Source organism: Haloferax sp. SDI50 (assembly GCF_059802635.1).
In genome coordinates this window covers 319,771-337,335 of the sequence record NZ_JBPULL010000001.1, presented here as the reverse complement: position 1 = coordinate 337,335, position 17,565 = coordinate 319,771, and the positions used below count along the sequence as shown (strand labels likewise).

The 17,565-nt window shown below is 66.6% G+C and carries 14 protein-coding genes and 1 tRNA gene; 6 read left to right on the top strand and 9 right to left on the bottom strand.

All coding sequences use genetic code 11. The features are described from left to right. Nucleotides 1-8 precede the first annotated feature (8 nt). The 4 genes from ACSR87_RS01690 to ACSR87_RS01675 are packed head-to-tail and all read right to left on the bottom strand — an operon-like array spanning nt 9 to nt 7,673. Nucleotides 9-2,018, bottom strand: coding sequence for a SpoVR family protein (locus ACSR87_RS01690; RefSeq protein ID WP_498529286.1), 2,010 nt, complete (start codon nt 2,016-2,018; stop codon nt 9-11). After that, nucleotides 2,015-3,334 carry a YeaH/YhbH family protein gene (locus ACSR87_RS01685; protein ID WP_498529285.1) on the bottom strand — a complete coding sequence of 440 codons (1,320 nt, stop codon included), beginning with the start codon at nt 3,332-3,334 and terminating at the stop codon, nt 2,015-2,017. The genes ACSR87_RS01690 and ACSR87_RS01685 overlap by 4 nt, the downstream gene beginning before the upstream one ends. Next, complete coding sequence (locus ACSR87_RS01680; protein WP_498529284.1) at nt 3,325-5,598, bottom strand: PrkA family serine protein kinase; 2,274 nt, start codon at nt 5,596-5,598, stop codon at nt 3,325-3,327. Before ACSR87_RS01680 ends, ACSR87_RS01685 begins: the two co-directional genes overlap by 10 nt. A 2-nt stretch (nt 5,599-5,600) precedes the next feature. Next, nucleotides 5,601-7,673 carry a PrkA family serine protein kinase gene (locus ACSR87_RS01675; RefSeq protein WP_498529283.1) on the bottom strand — a complete coding sequence of 691 codons (2,073 nt, stop codon included), beginning with the start codon at nt 7,671-7,673 and terminating at the stop codon, nt 5,601-5,603. A 560-nt stretch (nt 7,674-8,233) separates the two neighbouring features. Between ACSR87_RS01675 and ACSR87_RS01670 the strand changes: the two genes are divergently transcribed. Together ACSR87_RS01670 and ACSR87_RS01665 are read left to right on the top strand one after the other, a co-directional pair. Continuing rightward, nucleotides 8,234-8,614: a DUF5820 family protein gene (locus ACSR87_RS01670; protein ID WP_498529282.1), complete on the top strand. Its 381-nt coding sequence runs from the start codon at nt 8,234-8,236 to the stop codon at nt 8,612-8,614. A gap of 24 nt (nt 8,615-8,638) precedes the next feature. Further along, the gene (locus ACSR87_RS01665) at nt 8,639-9,088 is read left to right on the top strand and encodes a UPF0179 family protein (RefSeq protein ID WP_004061267.1); all 450 of its coding nucleotides are present in this window, start codon (nt 8,639-8,641) and stop codon (nt 9,086-9,088) included. Nucleotides 9,089-9,176: 88 nt separating this feature from the next. On the opposite strand, the gene ACSR87_RS01660 is transcribed toward ACSR87_RS01665, so the two are convergent. Together ACSR87_RS01660 and ACSR87_RS01655 are read right to left on the bottom strand one after the other, a co-directional pair. Then, nucleotides 9,177-10,043, bottom strand: coding sequence for a M14 family metallopeptidase (locus ACSR87_RS01660; protein ID WP_498529281.1), 867 nt, complete (start codon nt 10,041-10,043; stop codon nt 9,177-9,179). Between the two features lie 119 nt (nt 10,044-10,162). Further along, nucleotides 10,163-10,648 (bottom strand): DUF309 domain-containing protein, encoded by a 486-nt coding sequence (locus ACSR87_RS01655; RefSeq protein WP_498529280.1) that lies wholly within the window; start codon nt 10,646-10,648, stop codon nt 10,163-10,165. Between the two features lie 131 nt (nt 10,649-10,779). On the opposite strand from ACSR87_RS01655, the gene ACSR87_RS01650 reads away from it, so the two are divergent. Beyond that, a tRNA-Leu gene (locus ACSR87_RS01650) sits at nt 10,780-10,863 on the top strand. A gap of 845 nt (nt 10,864-11,708) precedes the next feature. Here the strand turns inward: ACSR87_RS01650 and ACSR87_RS01645 are convergent. Beyond that, nucleotides 11,709-11,978 (bottom strand): DUF8101 family protein, encoded by a 270-nt coding sequence (locus ACSR87_RS01645; protein ID WP_498529279.1) that lies wholly within the window; start codon nt 11,976-11,978, stop codon nt 11,709-11,711. 91 nt (nt 11,979-12,069) lie between these two features. On the opposite strand from ACSR87_RS01645, the gene ACSR87_RS01640 reads away from it, so the two are divergent. From ACSR87_RS01640 to ACSR87_RS01630, 3 genes are all read left to right on the top strand, one after another. Then, the gene (locus tag ACSR87_RS01640; RefSeq protein ID WP_498529278.1) at nt 12,070-12,867 is read left to right on the top strand and encodes an inositol monophosphatase family protein; all 798 of its coding nucleotides are present in this window, start codon (nt 12,070-12,072) and stop codon (nt 12,865-12,867) included. A gap of 115 nt (nt 12,868-12,982) precedes the next feature. Further along, a complete protein-coding gene (locus ACSR87_RS01635) occupies nt 12,983-13,453 on the top strand; it encodes an Lrp/AsnC family transcriptional regulator (protein WP_004044674.1) in 471 nt (156 codons plus the stop codon). 134 nt (nt 13,454-13,587) lie between these two features. Then, nucleotides 13,588-14,706: a DUF63 family protein gene (locus ACSR87_RS01630; protein ID WP_498531017.1), complete on the top strand. Its 1,119-nt coding sequence runs from the start codon at nt 13,588-13,590 to the stop codon at nt 14,704-14,706. 240 nt (nt 14,707-14,946) lie between these two features. Here ACSR87_RS01630 and ACSR87_RS01625 read toward each other — a convergent pair whose 3' ends face one another. Together ACSR87_RS01625 and tbsP are read right to left on the bottom strand one after the other, a co-directional pair. Then, on the bottom strand, nt 14,947-16,635 hold the full coding sequence (locus ACSR87_RS01625; protein WP_498529277.1) for a YcaO-like family protein: 1,689 nt from the start codon (nt 16,633-16,635) through the stop codon (nt 14,947-14,949). A 49-nt stretch (nt 16,636-16,684) separates the two neighbouring features. Beyond that, entirely contained in the window at nt 16,685-17,512 is an 828-nt protein-coding gene (gene tbsP / locus ACSR87_RS01620) for a transcriptional regulator TbsP (RefSeq protein ID WP_004061260.1), read from the bottom strand. Nucleotides 17,513-17,565 lie beyond the last annotated feature (53 nt).

The window sequence follows — 17,565 nt, the reverse complement described above, 5'->3', positions numbered from 1 at the left end:
CGCCCCGCTCAGAGCCAGTCATCGGGCTTCGTGTCGTAGTCGACCTCGCCGGCGGCGATGCGCGCTTCCAGTTCGGCGTCGAGGTCGTGTTCCTCGAACGACTCGCCGTCGTACCGAATCCGGATAGCTCGCTCTTCTGGCGTCGGCTCGCGCCCCCGTCGCCGGGCGACTTCGACCTCGTGTTCGTCGAACTCCTTCGTGATGGTCATCAGGTTCACCGGGCGACCCCAGAGGTGGTAGACGCGCTCTAAGACCCCCTTCGCCTGCTTCATGTCGAGGATGACGCCGTTGTACTGGTGGCCCAAGAGGAGCTCCCCGCGGTTGTCGAAGTTGCCGTCGTACACCGCGATAGTCGGCTTTCCGAAGTTGGTGAACTGGAACAGGAGCTTCTTTTTCACGTCGCGGTACTCCGACGACGAGACGCGGAACTGCTGGGACGACTGGGAGTACTCGTAGGCGAAGTAGTGGTTCGCGCGGACGAACTCCTCGGAGAGGAACGCGTCGAGGAACGTCACGTCGTTGTGGCTCTCGCGAATCTCGCGCATCCGGTCCCAGCCGGCGGTCTTGTCCACGTCGGCGAGGGCGTCTTCGACGCTGTCGTACACCTCGTCGTCGAACATATACCGCGAGAGCTGTTCGAGTTCGGAGCGCCGAATCCGGCTGAGGAACCCGCGGTTCTGCGACTTGACGAGCGAGTAGTGTCGCTCCGCGAGCCCCTCGTAGGTGAGGAGCTTCCACGGGTAGGCACCGAGGTCGAGCGAGTCGTCGCCCGACAGCGCCCTGTCGAGAGTCTCGTGGTCGACTCTCGGGTCGTCGGGGCCGAGTTCGGACAGTTCGTCGAGGGAGTCGGCGCTGACGCCGTCGATAGCTGGGTCCGCCCGGAGCAGTTCCTGTACCTCGTCGAAGTCGACCGTCTCGTGGAAGTTGCGCCACGTGACGCCCGTCACGCGCAGGAGTTTGTCTGCGACCTCCGCGCGGTTCGTCGAGTTCTCGATGTACTCCCACAGCTCCTTGCCGAGCTTGTAGGGGTTGAGTCCGGGCGAGCCGAGGACGCGCGACTGGTGGTCGGCGTAGGTGATGAACTCGTCCGTGCCCGCGAAGCGCTCGTCGCCCATCATGAGCGACTCCCAGTAGGCCGCCCAGCCCTCGTTCATCACCTTCGTCATCTTCTGGGCGGCGAAGTAGTACGCCTCCTCGCGGAGCATGTCGAGGACGTCTTTCTGCCACGGCTCCATCTCCTCGGCTTTGCCCGTCTCCTCGTCGTACCGCATGCCGTGTTCGCGGACGTACGCGAGCACGTCCTTCCGGGGGTCGGTGAGCTTCGCGGCCTCGCGTTCGGCTTCTTCGACCCCTTCGAGCCACGCGTCGTCGAACACCTCGCGGCGCACGTCGTCGGAGATGTCGAGGCTGTCCAACTGCGCGCGGATGTCCTCGGGGATGCGGCCGTCCTCGTCGGCGGCGGCCTCGCGGATGGTTCGGTGCTGGTCGATGGTGTCTTCCAGACAGAGCACGGCGTCGATGAACTTCTCCACGTCGTCGCGGCTGATGTCGGGGTTCTGGACGTACCGCTCGATGGTCTGGGCGTGGCGTTCGAGCATCGCGGCCGCGGCGAACTGCCCCTCGTCGGAGAACAGTCCGAACCACTGGTTGTTCTTGAAGAAGTCCGAGTGCGCCTCGACGTGGGTGATGACGGCCTTCTGGTCGGCCAGCGAGTTCGACTCCTGGAGGAAGGCGTTCGCCGGGTCGTCGTTGTTGACGATTTCGAACGCCTTGCCCATGCCGAACTGGTCGGTCTTCCGCTGGCGGTCGTAGGTCATCCCCCACCGCCAGTGCGGATACCGCTCTTGGAACCCGCCGTAGGCGATGAGCTGGTTCATCTCGTCGTAGTTGACCACCCAGTAGTTCACCGGGTAGGGGTCGAGTCCGAGCTTCTTGGCGAGCGCGCCGGCCTCCCGGACGGGCTCGTCGAGTCTGGCGGCCTCGCGCTGTGCGTCTCTGCGGTGTCGTCTGAAACTCATTCTGCTGTCGCCTCCGTGCTGAGGATGGTGTAGATGGCGTCGATGACGTCGTCGGGCTCCGAGACGTACGCGACCACGACGTTACCCTGCTCTCCGAGGCTCCGTTCGACCTCTTCCGCGTGGGTTGCGTTGATTGCGGTCCCGCCGGGCTGGGTCTCCACGTAGGCGTGGAGGTTCGCGTCTATCTCCTGCATGAGCGGGACGACTCGCTCTTTCGTGTCGTTCGAGGAGTTCTCGGAGTCGCCCGCGGCGAAGACGTAGCGGTTCCACTCGCGCCACGGGTAGCGCTCGTCTAAGACCGCCTTCGCCAACTCGTAGGCCGACGAGATGCGCGTCCCGCCGCCCGAGCGGATGCCGAAGAACTCGTCGCGTTCGACCTCCCACGCCTCGGCGTCGTGGGCGATGTAGACGAACTCGGCGTGGTCGTACTTACCCGTGAGATACCAGTCCAGCGGGGTGAACGTGCGCTCGACGAGTTCGCGCTTCGTCTCCCGCATCGACCCCGACACGTCGCGGATGTTGACGACCACGACGTTCGACTGCTTCTTCTCGATGACCTCGGGGTGGCGGTAGCGCTCGTCCTCGCGGCGGAACGGAATCTCGCGGAGCCCTTCCCGGCGGATGCGCTGGATGGCCGTCGTCCGCTCGACGTTCTCCTCCATCTCCGCGAAGGTGGCCCACGTCCCGCGTTCGTCGTCCGGGATGCGGCTCCACTCGTCTTCTATCCACGCCATCGAGACGAGGATGTTGTTCTCGCGGCACCACTCGAACACCTCGCGGGCGGTGGTGCCCTCGACTTTCATCGCCTCGCGGACGAACTCCTCGTCGAAGTCCATCGCCAGCTTGCGCTTCAGGCCCTCCTTGAACAGGCGCTCGAAGTCGAGGGTGCTGTGGGGGCCGCTCCGGGTGATGTCGGTGAAGTCGCCTTCGACCTCCTCTACGACCTCCTTGCCCTTCGGTTCGAGTTCGAGGCCGAGTTCCTCGTCCAACGCCTCTGCGAACTGCTCGGGGTCCATCTCGTAGTACTCGTGTTCGGCCCCCTCCTCGCCGGGGTCGCCGTCTTCGCCGTCGCCGTCGCCGGGCTCGGGCTGGCCGAGCGGCTGGCCCACGTCGGGCGTGCCGCCTTTCCCCTGCCCGACGCCGCCCATGTCGAGGCGGTCGTACTTGAACTCCGGCAGGTCCACGACCTTGATTGGAATCTTGATGTCTTTCGACCCGGACGCACCGAGGTCGCCGTAGGAGATGAACTCCTTGAGGTCTTCGCGGCGCTCTTCGCCCACTTCGCGGAATCGTTCGAGGTCGTCTCTCAGTCCCATGTGTGGCTCACCTCCTTCATCACGGCACGGCTGGTCAGTTCGGCCGACGCGGCGGTGTAGCCGCGGTCGACCAGTTCGTCGATGGTGCGGGCTTTCACCCGCGCCGTCTCGGTGTTCGCCGGCGGGTCGTCCCACTGACGGGGGTCGAGGTCGGAAAACAGTCGGCGCACGTCCTCCCAGTCGTGGGTTTCGAGCACCGTCCGGATGACCGGAATCTCGGTGAGGTCCACGTCGGAGACGGTAAAGCCCTCGTCGCGGTTCTCCCACGCGTAGCGGTTGAGCGCGGTGATGACCTTCTCGTTGCGGAACTCCTCGACCGACTCGGAGGGCTCGTTGCCCTCGTAGTCGTCCGGCGAGAAGCGCCCGAGGTGCTCGGTCTCGAACAGTTTCATCAGAAGCGGGTCGGGGTCGACCGGCCCGCGTTCGGTCTCTATCTGTCCGTCGGACGCCCACGCGTAGACGTGTTCGACGTACTCCTCGACCGTCTCGCGCTCGACCCCTTTGTCCGCGAGGAGCGCGTCGAGCACGTCGGCCTCCTGCTGGTCGAAGATGTACGATTTGACGGCCGCGATGCGGCCCTCGTACTCCGAGGACTCCGCCCGCGAGAACACGGGCGCGTCCGAGAGTTCTGCGACCATCTCGTCGAGCACGTCGGTCGGCATCACCACCGACGACACGTCGAGGTCGGGGTGTCTGCGGTCGATGCGGTCGTGGAGCAAGTCAGCGATGACATCGCGGGTGAACGTCACGGGAATCCCGTGGGTCCCCTCGGCGTCACCGACGAACTCGAACGCGGACACCTCGCGGCGCTGGTCACCGACTTGCAGGTAGCCGCGGTCGAACAACAGCGCCTTGTCCACGAGGTCGAATTCGAGGTCCGGGTCGCGCGGCACGTCGTCGTCGTCGAGGCGGGTTACGACGCTGTATAGCGCGGCGGCCTCGACGGTGTGGGGCGCGAGTTCGCGGGTGCGGACCTCGCCCGGTCCCTCGCGGACGTCCAATGCGACGGCCTCGGCGACGCGGTCGGCCATCGCCTCGGGGTCGTCGGTCCAGACGCTCGTCTCGTTGGTCAGTTCGCGGCGGATGAGTTCGGCCTCCAGCGAGAGGTTCGTCAGGTAGCGGAACTCGTGTTTGTTGAGCCGGCGCTTGAGCGCCTTCAGCGGGTCGCGGCCGTTCCTGTCGGCGTACTTGTCGAGTTCGGCGTCGAGGTCCGGATTCGAGATGATGACGAGCTGGGTGTCGATGTCCATCCCGATACCCTTGTCCAGTTTGACGTGCCCCTCGTCGGGGACGTTCAGGAGCTTCTGGAGCAGGTCGGCGTGCTGGGTGGCGTCCTCGACGATGGTGAGGAGGCCGTTGCCCTGCGAGAGCACGCCGTCGTAGCTGAACGCCTGCGGGTTCTTGCGCCCGCGGGAGTTCAGTTCGCGGAGCATGCTCGGCATCCACGACCCCACCAGTCGCTCCTTGGGCGAGCCGTCGTCCTCCGAGTGGAGGACGCCGACGCCGCGGCCGACATCGACGACGTAGTTCTTCACCCGGAGGTGTTTCGGGTCGGTGACGGCGCTGAAGAGGTCGGGTTTCCCCGCCCGGCGGAACTCCTCTTCGAGGTAGGTGTACGCCTCCAGACAGAACGGGTCGAGGTCCTCGTCCACGTCCACGGGGATGTGGTCGCCGTTCCTGCTGTTGAGGTCGGACAGCAGTCGCTTGCGCACGTCGGCGGGGAACACCGAAAGCGGGTGCGACTGGACCGGGCTCTCGTACCAGTCCTCGTCGTCGGCGTCGACCTCGCCGCCGTAGGACAGCCCGCGGGTGTCGTCGGCGTTGGCGACGTTCCACTCGACGGTGTAGCGCCGCCCCGCGTCGGTCTTCGAGTACTCCCGAAGCCCGTTGATGAGACAGCGTTTCAACTCCGATTTCCCCGTGGCCGTCGGGCCGTCGAACCAGACGATTTTCTCGGCTTTGCCGCGGTCGGCGGCGATGGTCCGCAGGTCGTCGACGAAGGCGTTGAGCACCTCCGTGTTGCCGAGGACCGCGTGCTCGCCGTCGTTGGCGGGGTCGTCGAAAAAGCGGTAGCGCTGTTTTTCCTCGCCCTGTTCGACCACCTGTCTGGTCCCCATCGACTCGATGGCTTCCAAGAGATACTTCGACGCGTGCGAGGCGATAGACGGCGACTCGAACGCGGCGTCGACGTACTCGCCGAGGCTCATCGGCTCCTCGTAGGTGCCGCGGAGCGCCTCGTCCGCCTCGCGGATGTAGTCTCGCATGGTCACCCTTCGAGTTCGGTCTTCGCCACCTCCGCACCGGCGAACTCGAGCACCTCCCGTGCGCCGTCGCGCGAGTAGCCCTGGTCGACGAGCGCGTCGATCCACGCGTTGCGCTCGTCGTCGTCCAGCTCGTTCGCGCTCACGAGCGCCGAGAAGTTGATGTTGTGCTTCTTGTCCTCCCAGAGCTTGCGTTCGAGGGCGCGGCGGAGGCGGTCGTTGTCCTGCGGGTTGAACGACGTGCCTTCGCGGGCGCGCCGGGAGACCCAGTTGGAGACCTCCTGTCGGAAGTCGTCCTTGCGGTCCTCGGGGATGTTGAGCTTCTCTTCGACGGCGCGGAGGAACTTCTCGTCGGGGTCTTGGTCGCGACCCGTCAGTTCGTCTTCGACCGTCGCGTCGTCGATGTACGCCATGACGTGGTCCATGTACTTCTCGCCCTGCCGGCGAATCTCGTCGATGTCGTAGGCGAGGGCGTGGCGCACGTCCTCGATGGCGCGCTCTTTGTACTCCTCGCGGACCATCTCGAGGTAGCGGTGGTAGCGTTCGAGGTTCTCCTCGGGAATCGACCCGTGGTTTTCGAGGTTCTCTTCGAGGTGGGTGAACGAGGACAGCGGCGAGAGGTAGCCGCGGCCGCGGTGGGTCGCGTCCATGATGGCCTCGGCGATTTCGTCACCGATGAACCGGGCGGAGACGCCGTCCATCCCCTCTGCGATGTCGGCTTTCTTCTCGCCCTCCTCGCGGAGTTTGCGCACGTCCACGTCGTCGCCGTCGTCCAACTCGCCGTTGTAGGCCTTCGCCTTCTGAACGAGCGAGATGGTGTCGGAGTCGGGTTCGACGATGCGCGTCAGGACGCCGAAGAGGCCGGACATCTCCAGCGTGTGCGGCTCGACGTGGATGTCGGGCACGTCGGCGTTCCGGAGCATCTTCCGGTAGATTTCGGCCTCCTGTTCGTATTCGAGGACGTACGGGAAGTCGATGCGCTTGGTCCGGTCGTTGAACGCCTCCATCTTCTCGTCGCCTTTCTTCTCTCTGTACTCCGGCATGTTCGTCCGCCCGACGATGACCTGGTCGATGTCGATTCGGGGGTTGTTCTTCGGCTTGATGGTCTGTTCCTGCGAGGCGTGCAGGAAGTCGTAGAGGAACTCCCGCTGGAGCTTCAGCAGTTCCTCGCCGGAGAAGATGCCACGGTTGGCGTTGCAGAACGCGCCGGCGTAGTCGAACGCCCGCGGGTCGGACTCGCCGTACACCGCGAGCTTCGAGTAGTTGACGTCGCCGGTGAGTTCGGTCTCGTCTTGGTTCTTCTTGTCCTTCGGCTCGAACGTCTCGATGCACTGGCGTTTGTTCTCGGAGGCGACGAGCCGGACGATTTCGATGTGGTTCTCGACGACCTCCTCTAAGTCGTCGTCGTAGTGGGCGAGCAGTCGGTCCATGTAGAACTCCGAGGCGGGGTCCAGCGCCTGGTCGTTCCGGATGGTGTACGGCGCGTCGAGGTTCTCGTTCAACTGCTCGATGACCACGTCGCGCTGTTCCTGCGGGAGCAACACGAGCGGGTCCTGGTTCATCGGCGACGTGACCACGTCGTCGGAGGGGTCCTGGTCGCGGATGACATCGCCGAGGTTCGTCCACCTGAAGGTGTACATCCGCCCCTCGTCGGACATGGTGTAGTCCTCGAAGTAGCGGCGGGCAATCCAGTCGAAGTGCGACTTCCCGGAGCCGACGGGGCCCAAGAGGAGTTTGATGCGTTTTTCGGGGCCGAGGCCGCGGGCACCCGATTTCACCTTGTTGACGAACTCGTGTATCGACTCGTGCACTTCGCGGCCGTAGAAGACGTTCTCCCCGTCGTGAAGGGGGTCTTCGGAGGCCATGAGGTACTCCACGACGCCCGCGTCCTCGTCGTAACGGGTGCCGTAGAAGTCGAACATGTCCGCCACGCGCTGGTGGGCGTTGCGAGCGATCTTTGGGTGGGCGTAGACCTCTTCCAAGTACCACTCGAAACTCTTTGCCTCGCGGAGGTCCGCGGGCACGGAGTCTTTGTAGTGCTTGCTCAGGTCTGCGAGTGTTTCAATTTCGCCGGTCATTGTTCGTGGAGCCTCGTCGGACCAGCCGTCCGGAGACGACCGAGGGCGACGCGCCCGCGTTCGCGGGTCGCAGACGACACACCGCGAGCCACGGACCCGCGGCGACAGACCGCGGGCGGTGAATCGAAGTGCGTCGCCGCCGCTGCGCGCTCACGACGGGTCGGCGACGGGCGACAGAATCGGCAATTTGCAGGCGATGCGCGACGGCTCGCTCGGCCCGGGGACCGAGACTACCAATCAATGAGAGACGTTAACATATAACGCTTTCTGTGAAAGTAGTCAACTGATTGTCTCGAACGCCGACCAATCCAGATACGTACCACATCGGGTGACCCTCCAACTGGTCAACGTATGTCGATTTAATCAGCGATTCAGTCCGTTGGCGGTCCCGTTAATCGGGTCGGCTGGGATTCATGTCGTCGACACCCGGTCACGTTCGAGAGGTGAGCCACAGTCGTCGAGCCGGCGTCGCGGCGACCGGCTCGACCGACTCGTCGAGCCCGAGCGGCGGTGGCGACGGAAGCGGGAAGGCTTAGGACGCGCGGCGGACTAGCACGCCCATGACCGACCTGCCCGACGGGTGGACGCTCTGGAACGACGAACCCGAGGGGCGGCGCATCCTCGCGTTTCGCCCGGACGTGTTCAACGAGAGCGCCTTTCCCGCCGAGTGTATGCCGACCGTGTTCGTGTGGAACGGGTCGCGGGCGAACCGCCCGGGCGCGACGCAGATACGAACCGAGACGTGGCACGCGGTGCTCTATCTCGAACCCGAAATCGAGGCCGTCGTCGAGGAGTTCGACTCCCGCGAGGCGGCCGTCGACGGCGCGACCGACATCGCCGGGCGGTTTTCCGACGGCGAGATAGACTACCGGAGCGCCTACCAGGTCCCCCGCGAGGAGTACTTCAAGAAGCTCGACGAACTGACCGGGCGGGAGCCTTAACCGCCTCGCAGGAGAATCCCCGCTATGACCTCCGTCACTCTCGTCGGTGCCCGCCTGACCGACCCCGGCACCGAGTTCGTCTACCACGGTGAATCGAGCGCCTGCGAGGGCTGTCCGTATCGCCGCCAGTGTCTCAACCTCACCGAGGGCGTCCGCTACCGCGTCCTCGACGTGCGCGAGAACACGCAGGTCCTCGACTGCGCCGTCCACGACGAGGGCGTCCGCGCCGTCGAAGTCGAGCCGGCCCCGGTCACGGCGAACGTCCCCTCGAAAGGCGCGTACGCCGGGAGCAAGGCCAGCCTGCAAGGTCCCTGCCCGCACACCGAGTGCCCGAGCCACGAGTACTGCGTCCCCGAGGGGGCGGAGTTCGACCAAGAGTACCGCATCCACGACGTGCTGGGCGACCCCCCGCACGACCACTGCCACCTCGACCGGAACCTGACGCTCGTCGAGTTCGAACCCGCCGACGAGTAGGCGTTTTTTGCGGTTCGCGCCACCGACGCGGTCGCTGATTCGTGGGGAGGGGCGACGAACAGGCGGGAGCAACGAGAGAACCGACCGACTACGGGAGCGTGCCGACTTTCTCGCCGGCGTAGCCGAAGATGTCCGCGTAGCCGTACGCCGAAAGGAGAATGGGGTAGAAATCGCGGTCGGCGACGAACTGCTCGGCGTCGGCGCGGGCGAACGTCTCGCCGGCGACGACGGGTTCGAAGTTGGTCGCGTGGACCTCGTACTGGTCGGCCGGCGGCTTGGGAAGCCGTTCGAGCAGGCGGAACACGTCGAGGCTGTTCTCCTCGGGGATGCCGAGTTTCAGGCGGTCGTCTTCGGTCTGCGACGCGGTGTCGTCGGGTGCGCCGCCCTCGCGTCCCCCGTCGCTCGCAACCGCGGGCGCGGGGAGGACGTTGGTCGCGGTGAGGAACGCCCGGATGAGCCAGTAGGCGTTGTCGGCGGCCTCGTCGGACTTCTGGAGGCCGGCTTCGACCTCGATGGTGTGGGCGTGCTCGATGAGGCGGCCCTCCGCGAAGTGGTTCGTCTCGACGGCCACGTCGACCGGGAGGCGAGGGAGAATCGACCGGGAGATGGCGTCGACGGCGTCCACGATGGCGAACGGCTCGGCGTACGACTGGGTGGAGTGAATCGAGAAGGCCGTGGTGCCGCGGACCTCGCGGCCGAGGTCGTGGGCGAGGCGTCGTTCGTGGCTCTCGGCGTTGGGGTCGCCGGGGAACGACCGGTTGAGGTCATCGTCGAGGTAGCGCTCGTCGGCCGCCAGCGCCTCTTCGTTGGCGACGATGAGCTTCACCGGCCGTTCGACGTCGGGGTCCTCCGCGACGAATCGCTCGATGGCACGAGCACCACAGGGCTCGTCGCCGTGGATGGACCCGACGACGGAGACTTCCGGCGTGCCGTCACCGAGTTCGTAGATTCGCATTGCCGGTTCCTAGAACTGGACGCTAATGGACCTTTAGATTCTCCCGGTTCGCGCCGCTTTCGCGGACGTGTCAGCCGAGACGGTCGCCTCGGAACTGCGGTACCCCCGGTCTGACGCGATTAGTGGTCGAGCCCCTCGACGTAGTCGTAGTCGGCGGGGTAGGCGGTCGCGCGGTGTCCGTCAAGGGCTATCTGCCAGCCGTGGAGCGCCGTCGGGTCGTCCAGCGCCGCCCGGAGGGTCGCGCGCACGTCGTCCACGTCGACGCCGTAGAAGTCGCTCGGGACGCCGCTGAGATACTCCAGCGCCGTCTCGAACAGCGACCGCATCCCGGCGTCGTTCTCGAAGTCGAAGTGTTTGTACGCGCCGGCGGCGACCTGCACCATTCCGTGGAGGAAGGCGCTTTCGGCGGTCCCCGCGCCGTAGTTGTACCACTCGTCTTCGAAGCAGTCGTGGCTCTCGTGGAAGTCACCGGTGTTGAACAGGCGGACGCCGTGTTCGACCGCCCGCCGGAGCGTCGCGTGCTCCCACATCCGCAGGTCGTCGTCCCACCCCGTCGGATTGCCGAGCGGCGGGGCGACGCTCGGGTCGCGGGTGTGTTCGTCCATGTGAGTCAAGGCGACCGGAAGGCCGGTAACTCCATCGGTGGCGACACCACGGACTCGTCGTCGAGCAGTTCGGCGGCCTCGTCTGACGTTTCGCAACGTTTTAGCGGTCCCCCTGTCGTACTTGAGTACGCGCGAGGGTAGCTAAGTCAGGAAAAAGCGGCGGACTCAAGATCCGCTCCCGTAGGGGTCCGTGGGTTCAAATCCCTCCCCTCGCACTTCTGTCGAAACACGACGCGATGAGCGGTGGGTGCGTCCCGCGGGATTCGAATCCGGGCGTGTAAGCGGCCGCCGTGGAGTCGCGGCCCACTCTCCACGGGCGAGCGCACGAACGCCGAGGTGGGTCGCCGTTCCATATAAACCCGGCCGGGCGACCGCCGACGCCGTCTTTTCTACTCCGGTGAGTTGCTCGGCCACGCCGTCGCGACAGGGACGCCACGCGTCTCCAGAGACATCCCGAACAATTCATCATGAACAGACCACGTTTCCGGTGAAAATGGCCGGGAGAGGCCCGACCGATGTCGACATTCGACGGCGGCTTCAACTGACCTATCGGACGGTCTGACTATCGGCGTTCCCTGACTATTCAGAAAATGTCAGAAACATTCATTATGTTATCGAACCTACGATAGTGTTGCCGGAAGCGCAAGGGCGCACCGGACGACCAAACCGAATCCGTCGGGCGACGTGAAAGGCGTCGACGATGGTACGCATCGCAAGGTGCGGAGGAATGGAATCGACACGAACACCGAGTCTTTCGTAACAGGAAGACGAGGTCAAAGTGCCGAAGAGGAACCGAAACAGCCCCGTAACCGCTCTGCGAGCGAGCGGCGGGAAGACCAAGTACCGGACCACGAGGAATCGGAGTTCGGGAAGTCGGCGCAAGCCGAATACGGTCGTGAGGGCTGTGGAAAACGTCTTCCGTCCGGGTTCTAATTGCGGATTCTGGCTTTTCCGTTGTTCGCCCTTCGAGCGGGCGAGCCGTCCCGCGCGGCGGCGCAGTTTACGACAACGACGACGCGACGCGTCGGGTCGGCGTTACGGGAGCGACGTTCCGCCCTGATTACGGCTGCACCAACTGACTCATCAGCCGGAGATACTCCGAGGCGACGAGCGGTTCGTCGGCCGCGGTCCGCTCGACGGCCGCCACGCCGTGTTTCAGTTTCTCCTTGAGCGGGCTCGGCGGCACCTTGTGGCCGAGCACCCGAGACGCTTCCTCGACGTGGTCCAGCGCGGTTTCGGCGTCACCGGCTCTGACCGCCGCTCTGGCGTCGTCGAACGAGTCCGCGAGCGACTCGCGGACCCGCGCCGGGAGGTCGATAGCGTCTGACACGCCACGAGCTAAACCGCCCATCGACATAAGCCACCGGGCCGCGTCGCCTCCGGGTCGGTGGATATAGGCACCTGCCGGTCCTGTCACGCCCATGAACGAACTCGACGCCCGGGCGGACCGGGCACAGCGCGCGGCCCGCGACGGCGGCGCAGTCGCGCGGCGCGCCTTCAGAACCGGCATCGCCGTCGAGACGAAAGGCGGGAAGACGGACGTGGTCACGCAGGCCGACAAGGACGCCCAGCGCCGCGTCGTCGAGCGAATCCGCGGCGCGTTCCCCGACGAACCCATCGTCGGCGAGGAGGAAGACGAACGCAAATCGGTTCCCGAGTCGGGCCCGGCGTGGGTCGTCGACCCCATCGACGGCACGAACAACTTCGTCCGCAACGTGCCGGTCTGGGCGACCGCGGTCGCCGCCGTCCGCGACGGCGATCCCGTCGCGGCGGCCAACTACCTGCCCGCGCTCGACGACTGCTACGCGGCCGACGACGAGACGGCCTCCCGAAACGGCGAGGAAATCTCGGTGAGCCAGCGCGACGACCCCGAGACGTGTACCGTCTGTCCGACGTTCTGGTGGGACTACAACGACCGCGACGAGTACGCCGCCGCGGCCCGCGCCATCGTCACGCGCTTCGGCGACCTCCGTCGCTACGGGAGCATGCAGGTCGTGCTCTCGTACGTTGCCGACGGCTCGCTCGACGGCGTCATCACGAACAAGCGGGCGAATCCGTGGGACTCGGTCGCCGGCGTACACCTCATTCGGATGGCTGGAGGGACGGTCACAGACCTCGACGGCAACGAGTGGCGACACGACTCGGAGGGTCTCGTCGCCTCGAACGGCCGCGTCCACGACGCGGTGCTGGAGGCGGCCCGCGAAATCGACGGGCGGTAGCACCGGCGCGAAGCGGGCGGCCGATTCCGGCGAGCCGAGGCCGTCGAACGTCGCCGCCGACGCGGGCGGATTGCCATCCGCAAGTGCGAAGTTACCCCCCATCAGAAAGGATAGCATGGACCTCGACGCGACGGACCGGGCGATTCTCCGGATTCTGATGGAGGACGCGCGGACCCCGTTCAGCGAAATCGCCCGCAGAATCGACATGTCGAGCGCGACGGTTCACGACCGGGTCGGTCGGATGGAAGACGCCGGCGTCATCGAGGGCTACCACGCCCACGTCGACCCGCGGCAGGTCGGACTGGGCACCTCCGCGCTGGTCGGCTTCCGGGTGAAACAGGGCCGCGAGAAGGAGGCGCTCCAGCAGCTCCGCGACATCGACGGCGTCCAAGAGATTAACCTCACCACCGGCGAGTGGGACGTGATGCTCCGGGTGTACGCCGAGGACACCGACGCCCTGCGCGAGCTCATGTTCGACCACATCGCCGAACTCGACGGCTTCTCGCGGTCCCAGACGATGGTCATCCTCGGGACCGAGTACGACGACCCGGTGTTGCCGATTCGCGAGCCGGACGACGAGGACTGAACCCCACCGCGGGGCCGACTCGCAGCGACGGGAACTGACTCACCCCGCCGAGGCGTGCGCCGGGAGTGCGAGAGACCGGAACCCTCAACAGGCCCGCCGTCGGGGTATCGGCTATGGCAACGGTAGCAGAGCGAATGGGTCTCGACTCCGAGCGCCTCTGGGGGCTCGGCGTCGCGGCCATCCTCGTCGCCCTCGTCGGCGGGTCGCTCGCGTTCCCTCGCGTCGTCTACGACGGCTTCATCTGGCACTACTTCTGGGGACCCGTCCAAGCCGACGCGAACTCGGCCGTCTGCGCGGTTCGCGCGGGCGGCGTCACCCAGTACCTCGACACGGCGTCGGCGTGCGCCGCCGCGGCCGAACCCGTCGCGTACCCCGGCTACACGCTCGTCTCCGAGATCGGCTACATGGTCACGCTCGTCATCGCCCTCTCGGGCGTCGTGTTCCTCCTCCGCCGCCTCGACATCGGCGAGCGCCCGCGGTTCTTCTACGCGCTCTTTCCGTTCATGCTGTTCGGCGGCGCGTTCCGCGTGGTCGAGGACGCCAACGACGCCCCCGGCGTCGCCGACGCCCTCATCACCTACCCGCTGAACACGCTCGTCATCAGTCCGGTCATCTACGTGACCGTCTTCGCAATCACCCTCGTCGCCGTCGTCGGGAGCGTCCTCGCCGAGCGACAGGGCCTCGTCGACGACTACGTGAAGCCGCTGTTCGGAGCCGGCCTCGCCGTGCTCGCGGTCACGCTCGGCTACCTCCTGTGGGCCGGCCTCACCGGCGCGCAGGGCGCGACGTTCTATCCGCAGGTGCTCATCGTCATCCTCGTCGGCGCGACGCTCACCGCCGCGGCGACGTGGTGGCTCGTCGAGCGCTTCGCCCCCGAAGTCAATGAGGGGACGGGATACATCGGCCTCGTAGTCATCTGGGGCCACGCCATCGACGGCGTGGCGAACGTCATCGGCCTCGACTGGATGACCGACCTCGGCGCGGGGAACAACCTCGTCCCGAAGCACCCGGTGAACCAGGCGGTCGTCGACTTCACCTCCTCCACGCTCCCCGAGTCGGTGCTGGCCGTCACGGGCGACGCGTGGCCGTTCCTGCTCGTCAAGCTCGTGGCCGCGACGGCCGTCGTCTGGGTGTTCGACGAGCAGATATTCGAGGATAGCCCGCGCTACGCAATCTTGCTTCTCATCGCCGTCCTCGCTGTCGGGCTCGGGCCGGGGAGCCGCGACATGCTCCGCGCGACGTTCGGCGTCTAATCGACCCGCCGTCTCCTCTGTTCCGGCCGCTCGTTCCCGCGCTCCGACCCCTCGTCCCCCTCCCGACGAAGCTTCAAGTACCGAGCCGCGACCAGCACCGCTGTATGCTGTGACGCAGGCCGCGCGGCGGCTCGCGGGTGTTCGGCACACCGCCGCGCGGAGACGATTCAGTCGCCTCCCACGTGACCCCACCAGTGCCGACTGTCAGCCACGAACCCCACGAGACGCGCGACTCGCCGGCTACGGGAACGGGTGGAACTCGCGGTCCAGTCGCGGTTCGAAGCCGAGATCTCGCGGCACCGACTCGGCGCGGTCAGCGAAGTACGGCTCACCGATAAACAGCGGTTGCGCCGCCGGCACGACCACGCGGACCGCCTCGAAGCCGAGTCGCGCCACGTCGAGCGGGGTGGTCCGCGCCGCGTAGGCGTCGAGACCGGCGTCTGTGACCGCCGAGACGACCGTGTCGAGTTCGGCCGCGCCTTCGGGGAGTTCGTCGGGACCGACCGAGTCCGCGGGGATGGTCGCGTCCGGCGAGACGAACGTCCGTGCCGGCTTCGGGAAGTCGGCGTAGGTCGCAATCGCGCCGCCCTGCGTCGCTGCCTGCTCCGGCCCCATGCCGCGCAGTTCGGTCCAGTTCTGAAGCGCCTCCGCCAGCGCCGACCGAGCGGCGCGGTTCGCGTCGAGGGCCGCGCCGGAGCCCATGGCGAACTTCGGCCACTCGCCGTCGCGGTGGACCGCCACCGCCACGACCGGCACGTCCACGTCCTGCGTCACGAGGAGCGCAGTCACCTCTAGGGACTCAGAGCGGGCGCGGGCCGCCAGCGTCTCGAACGTCCCGTCCGTCACGTCCAGCCCGAGCGGGTCGAACGTCGAGTACCACGCGAGCATCGTCGCGTCGCGCTCGACGACCTCGTAGAGCCCCGAGAGAATCGCCTCGGTTCCGGAGTTACCGAGGCCGAGACCGGTCGTAATCGACGGCTTGTGTCGCTCCGACGGCGGCGGGTAGTGGACGAACTCCGCCGGGAGCGAGACGGTCGCCCCGGTCGCGAGGTCCTCGCCTTCGACCCATCGAATCGGTTCGTCGGGATCAGGGTCGCGGAACGAGTCGGGTCTGACGAAGCGACTCGGCGGCACCGCGGCCGGCCGGGACGCCGCGGGCGCGACGGCGAACTCGCTCGCGCGGTAGACGCCCGCCGAGTAGCGTTCGAGTGCCTCGCCGAGCGCCTTCATGTAGGCCTCGTCCCAGCCGGCGGCCGCGCCGCCGGCGAGTTCGGCCGCCCGAGCGTCGGCGTACACCGTCGTGTCCGCCGTCTGCGCAACGTAGTACGGAAGCGGGAACGACTCGCGCTCCCCGACCTGCCTGACGATGCCGACGCGGTCGTCCACCGCTGACTCGGCCCTCGCGAGCGCGTCGTCTAACTCGACGGCGCGGAAGTCGCGGTCGAGGGTTCGGTCCCGCTCCGTCGGCGACGGAGTCGGGAGAAACGACCGCTCGGGACCGGGGATTTCGACGACGGTTCCGGCCACGCCGTCACCCGAGAGGAGCGCGATGCCACGTCGCCCGGCCACCGCGCCGGCGAGTCGAACGGCCGCGCGGTCGCCACCGGGGCGACCCTCAGACTCCGTGGTAGACGCGACGCGCGCCCGGAGGTCAGCGAAGTCGGCGCTTTCGGAGTCGAACGCCGAGACGGCCGCGTCGAGGTTGGGGACGGCGTGTCCGCCGACGCCGCCGATTTCGACCGCGAGCCAGCGCGAAGCGGATTCGTCGGCCGCGTCGAAGGCGTCGCTTCCGGCCGCGGCGACGACGAAGCCGAGGTCGAACGAACCGAGCGAGTCGGGGGTCGTCTCCGCGACCGTCGCGTCGATGTCGGCGCACGCCGCGCGAATCGACTCGGCGGCGGGACCGCTCCCGACGAGTCCGATGTTCATGCGCGCGACGAGGAGAGACGGAGGGAAAAAGCGAGGGGGTCGCGGTCGGCTACGCGTCGAGCAGTTTCTGGGCCTCGTCGGCCAGTTCGTCCGCGCCGGCGGCGACGAGTTCGTCCGCGCCGAGCTTCAGGCGGAGTCGCGGGCGGCCGACGTCGATAGGAACTTTCTCGGTGTCGATGAGGCCGAGCTCTTCGAGCTTCGTCTTCGTCCGGGAGAACGTCGCCTTGCTGGCGATGCCCACGTCCTCGCCCCACTTCGAGATGTCGTAGAGGAGGACCTCGTTGCGGGCGGCGACGAGCAGCGAAATGGTCACCTCGTCGAGGCCGTCGCCGTCGCCGCGGGCCGACGACAGCGAGCCGAGCACGGCGTCGAAGTCGGCGAGCGTCTCTTCGCTGATGTCCTCACCGAGCGTCTCGCGAACGCGCGCGAGCGGCGGCGTCCGGAGCTTGAACTCGGGGGCGTCCTCCCAGTGGGCCTGATGGGCTTCGAACGCCGTCTCGACGAACGCCTCGTCGTCGGTGACGAGACCGGCGACCTTGTCCCCGGCGGCGACGAGCGCGACGACCGAGTTCGGCGTGACGAACAGCGTGTTCTCGACTTCGTCGGCGGCGGTTCGCATCGAGAGCGCGCCGTCGGCGACGAGGTTCGCGGCGTTCGAGGCGACGATGAAGTCGTCGAGCACGTCCTTCAGGACGCCCTCGTCGGCGACGAGCCGAATCTCCGGGAGGTCGCCGTCGATGTCTGTCGCCACGGCGACGAGCCCCTCGATGACCTCGGCGGTCGGGTTCGCGACCAACACCTCGTCTTCCGACGAGGAGAGGACGGACTGGATGATGTCTTCTACCCCCTCAGCGAGTAGATTAGAACGAATAGCCATAGCTTGAATATCGCCGGTAATATATTTAATATTAACGCAAGACGACCGGCAGA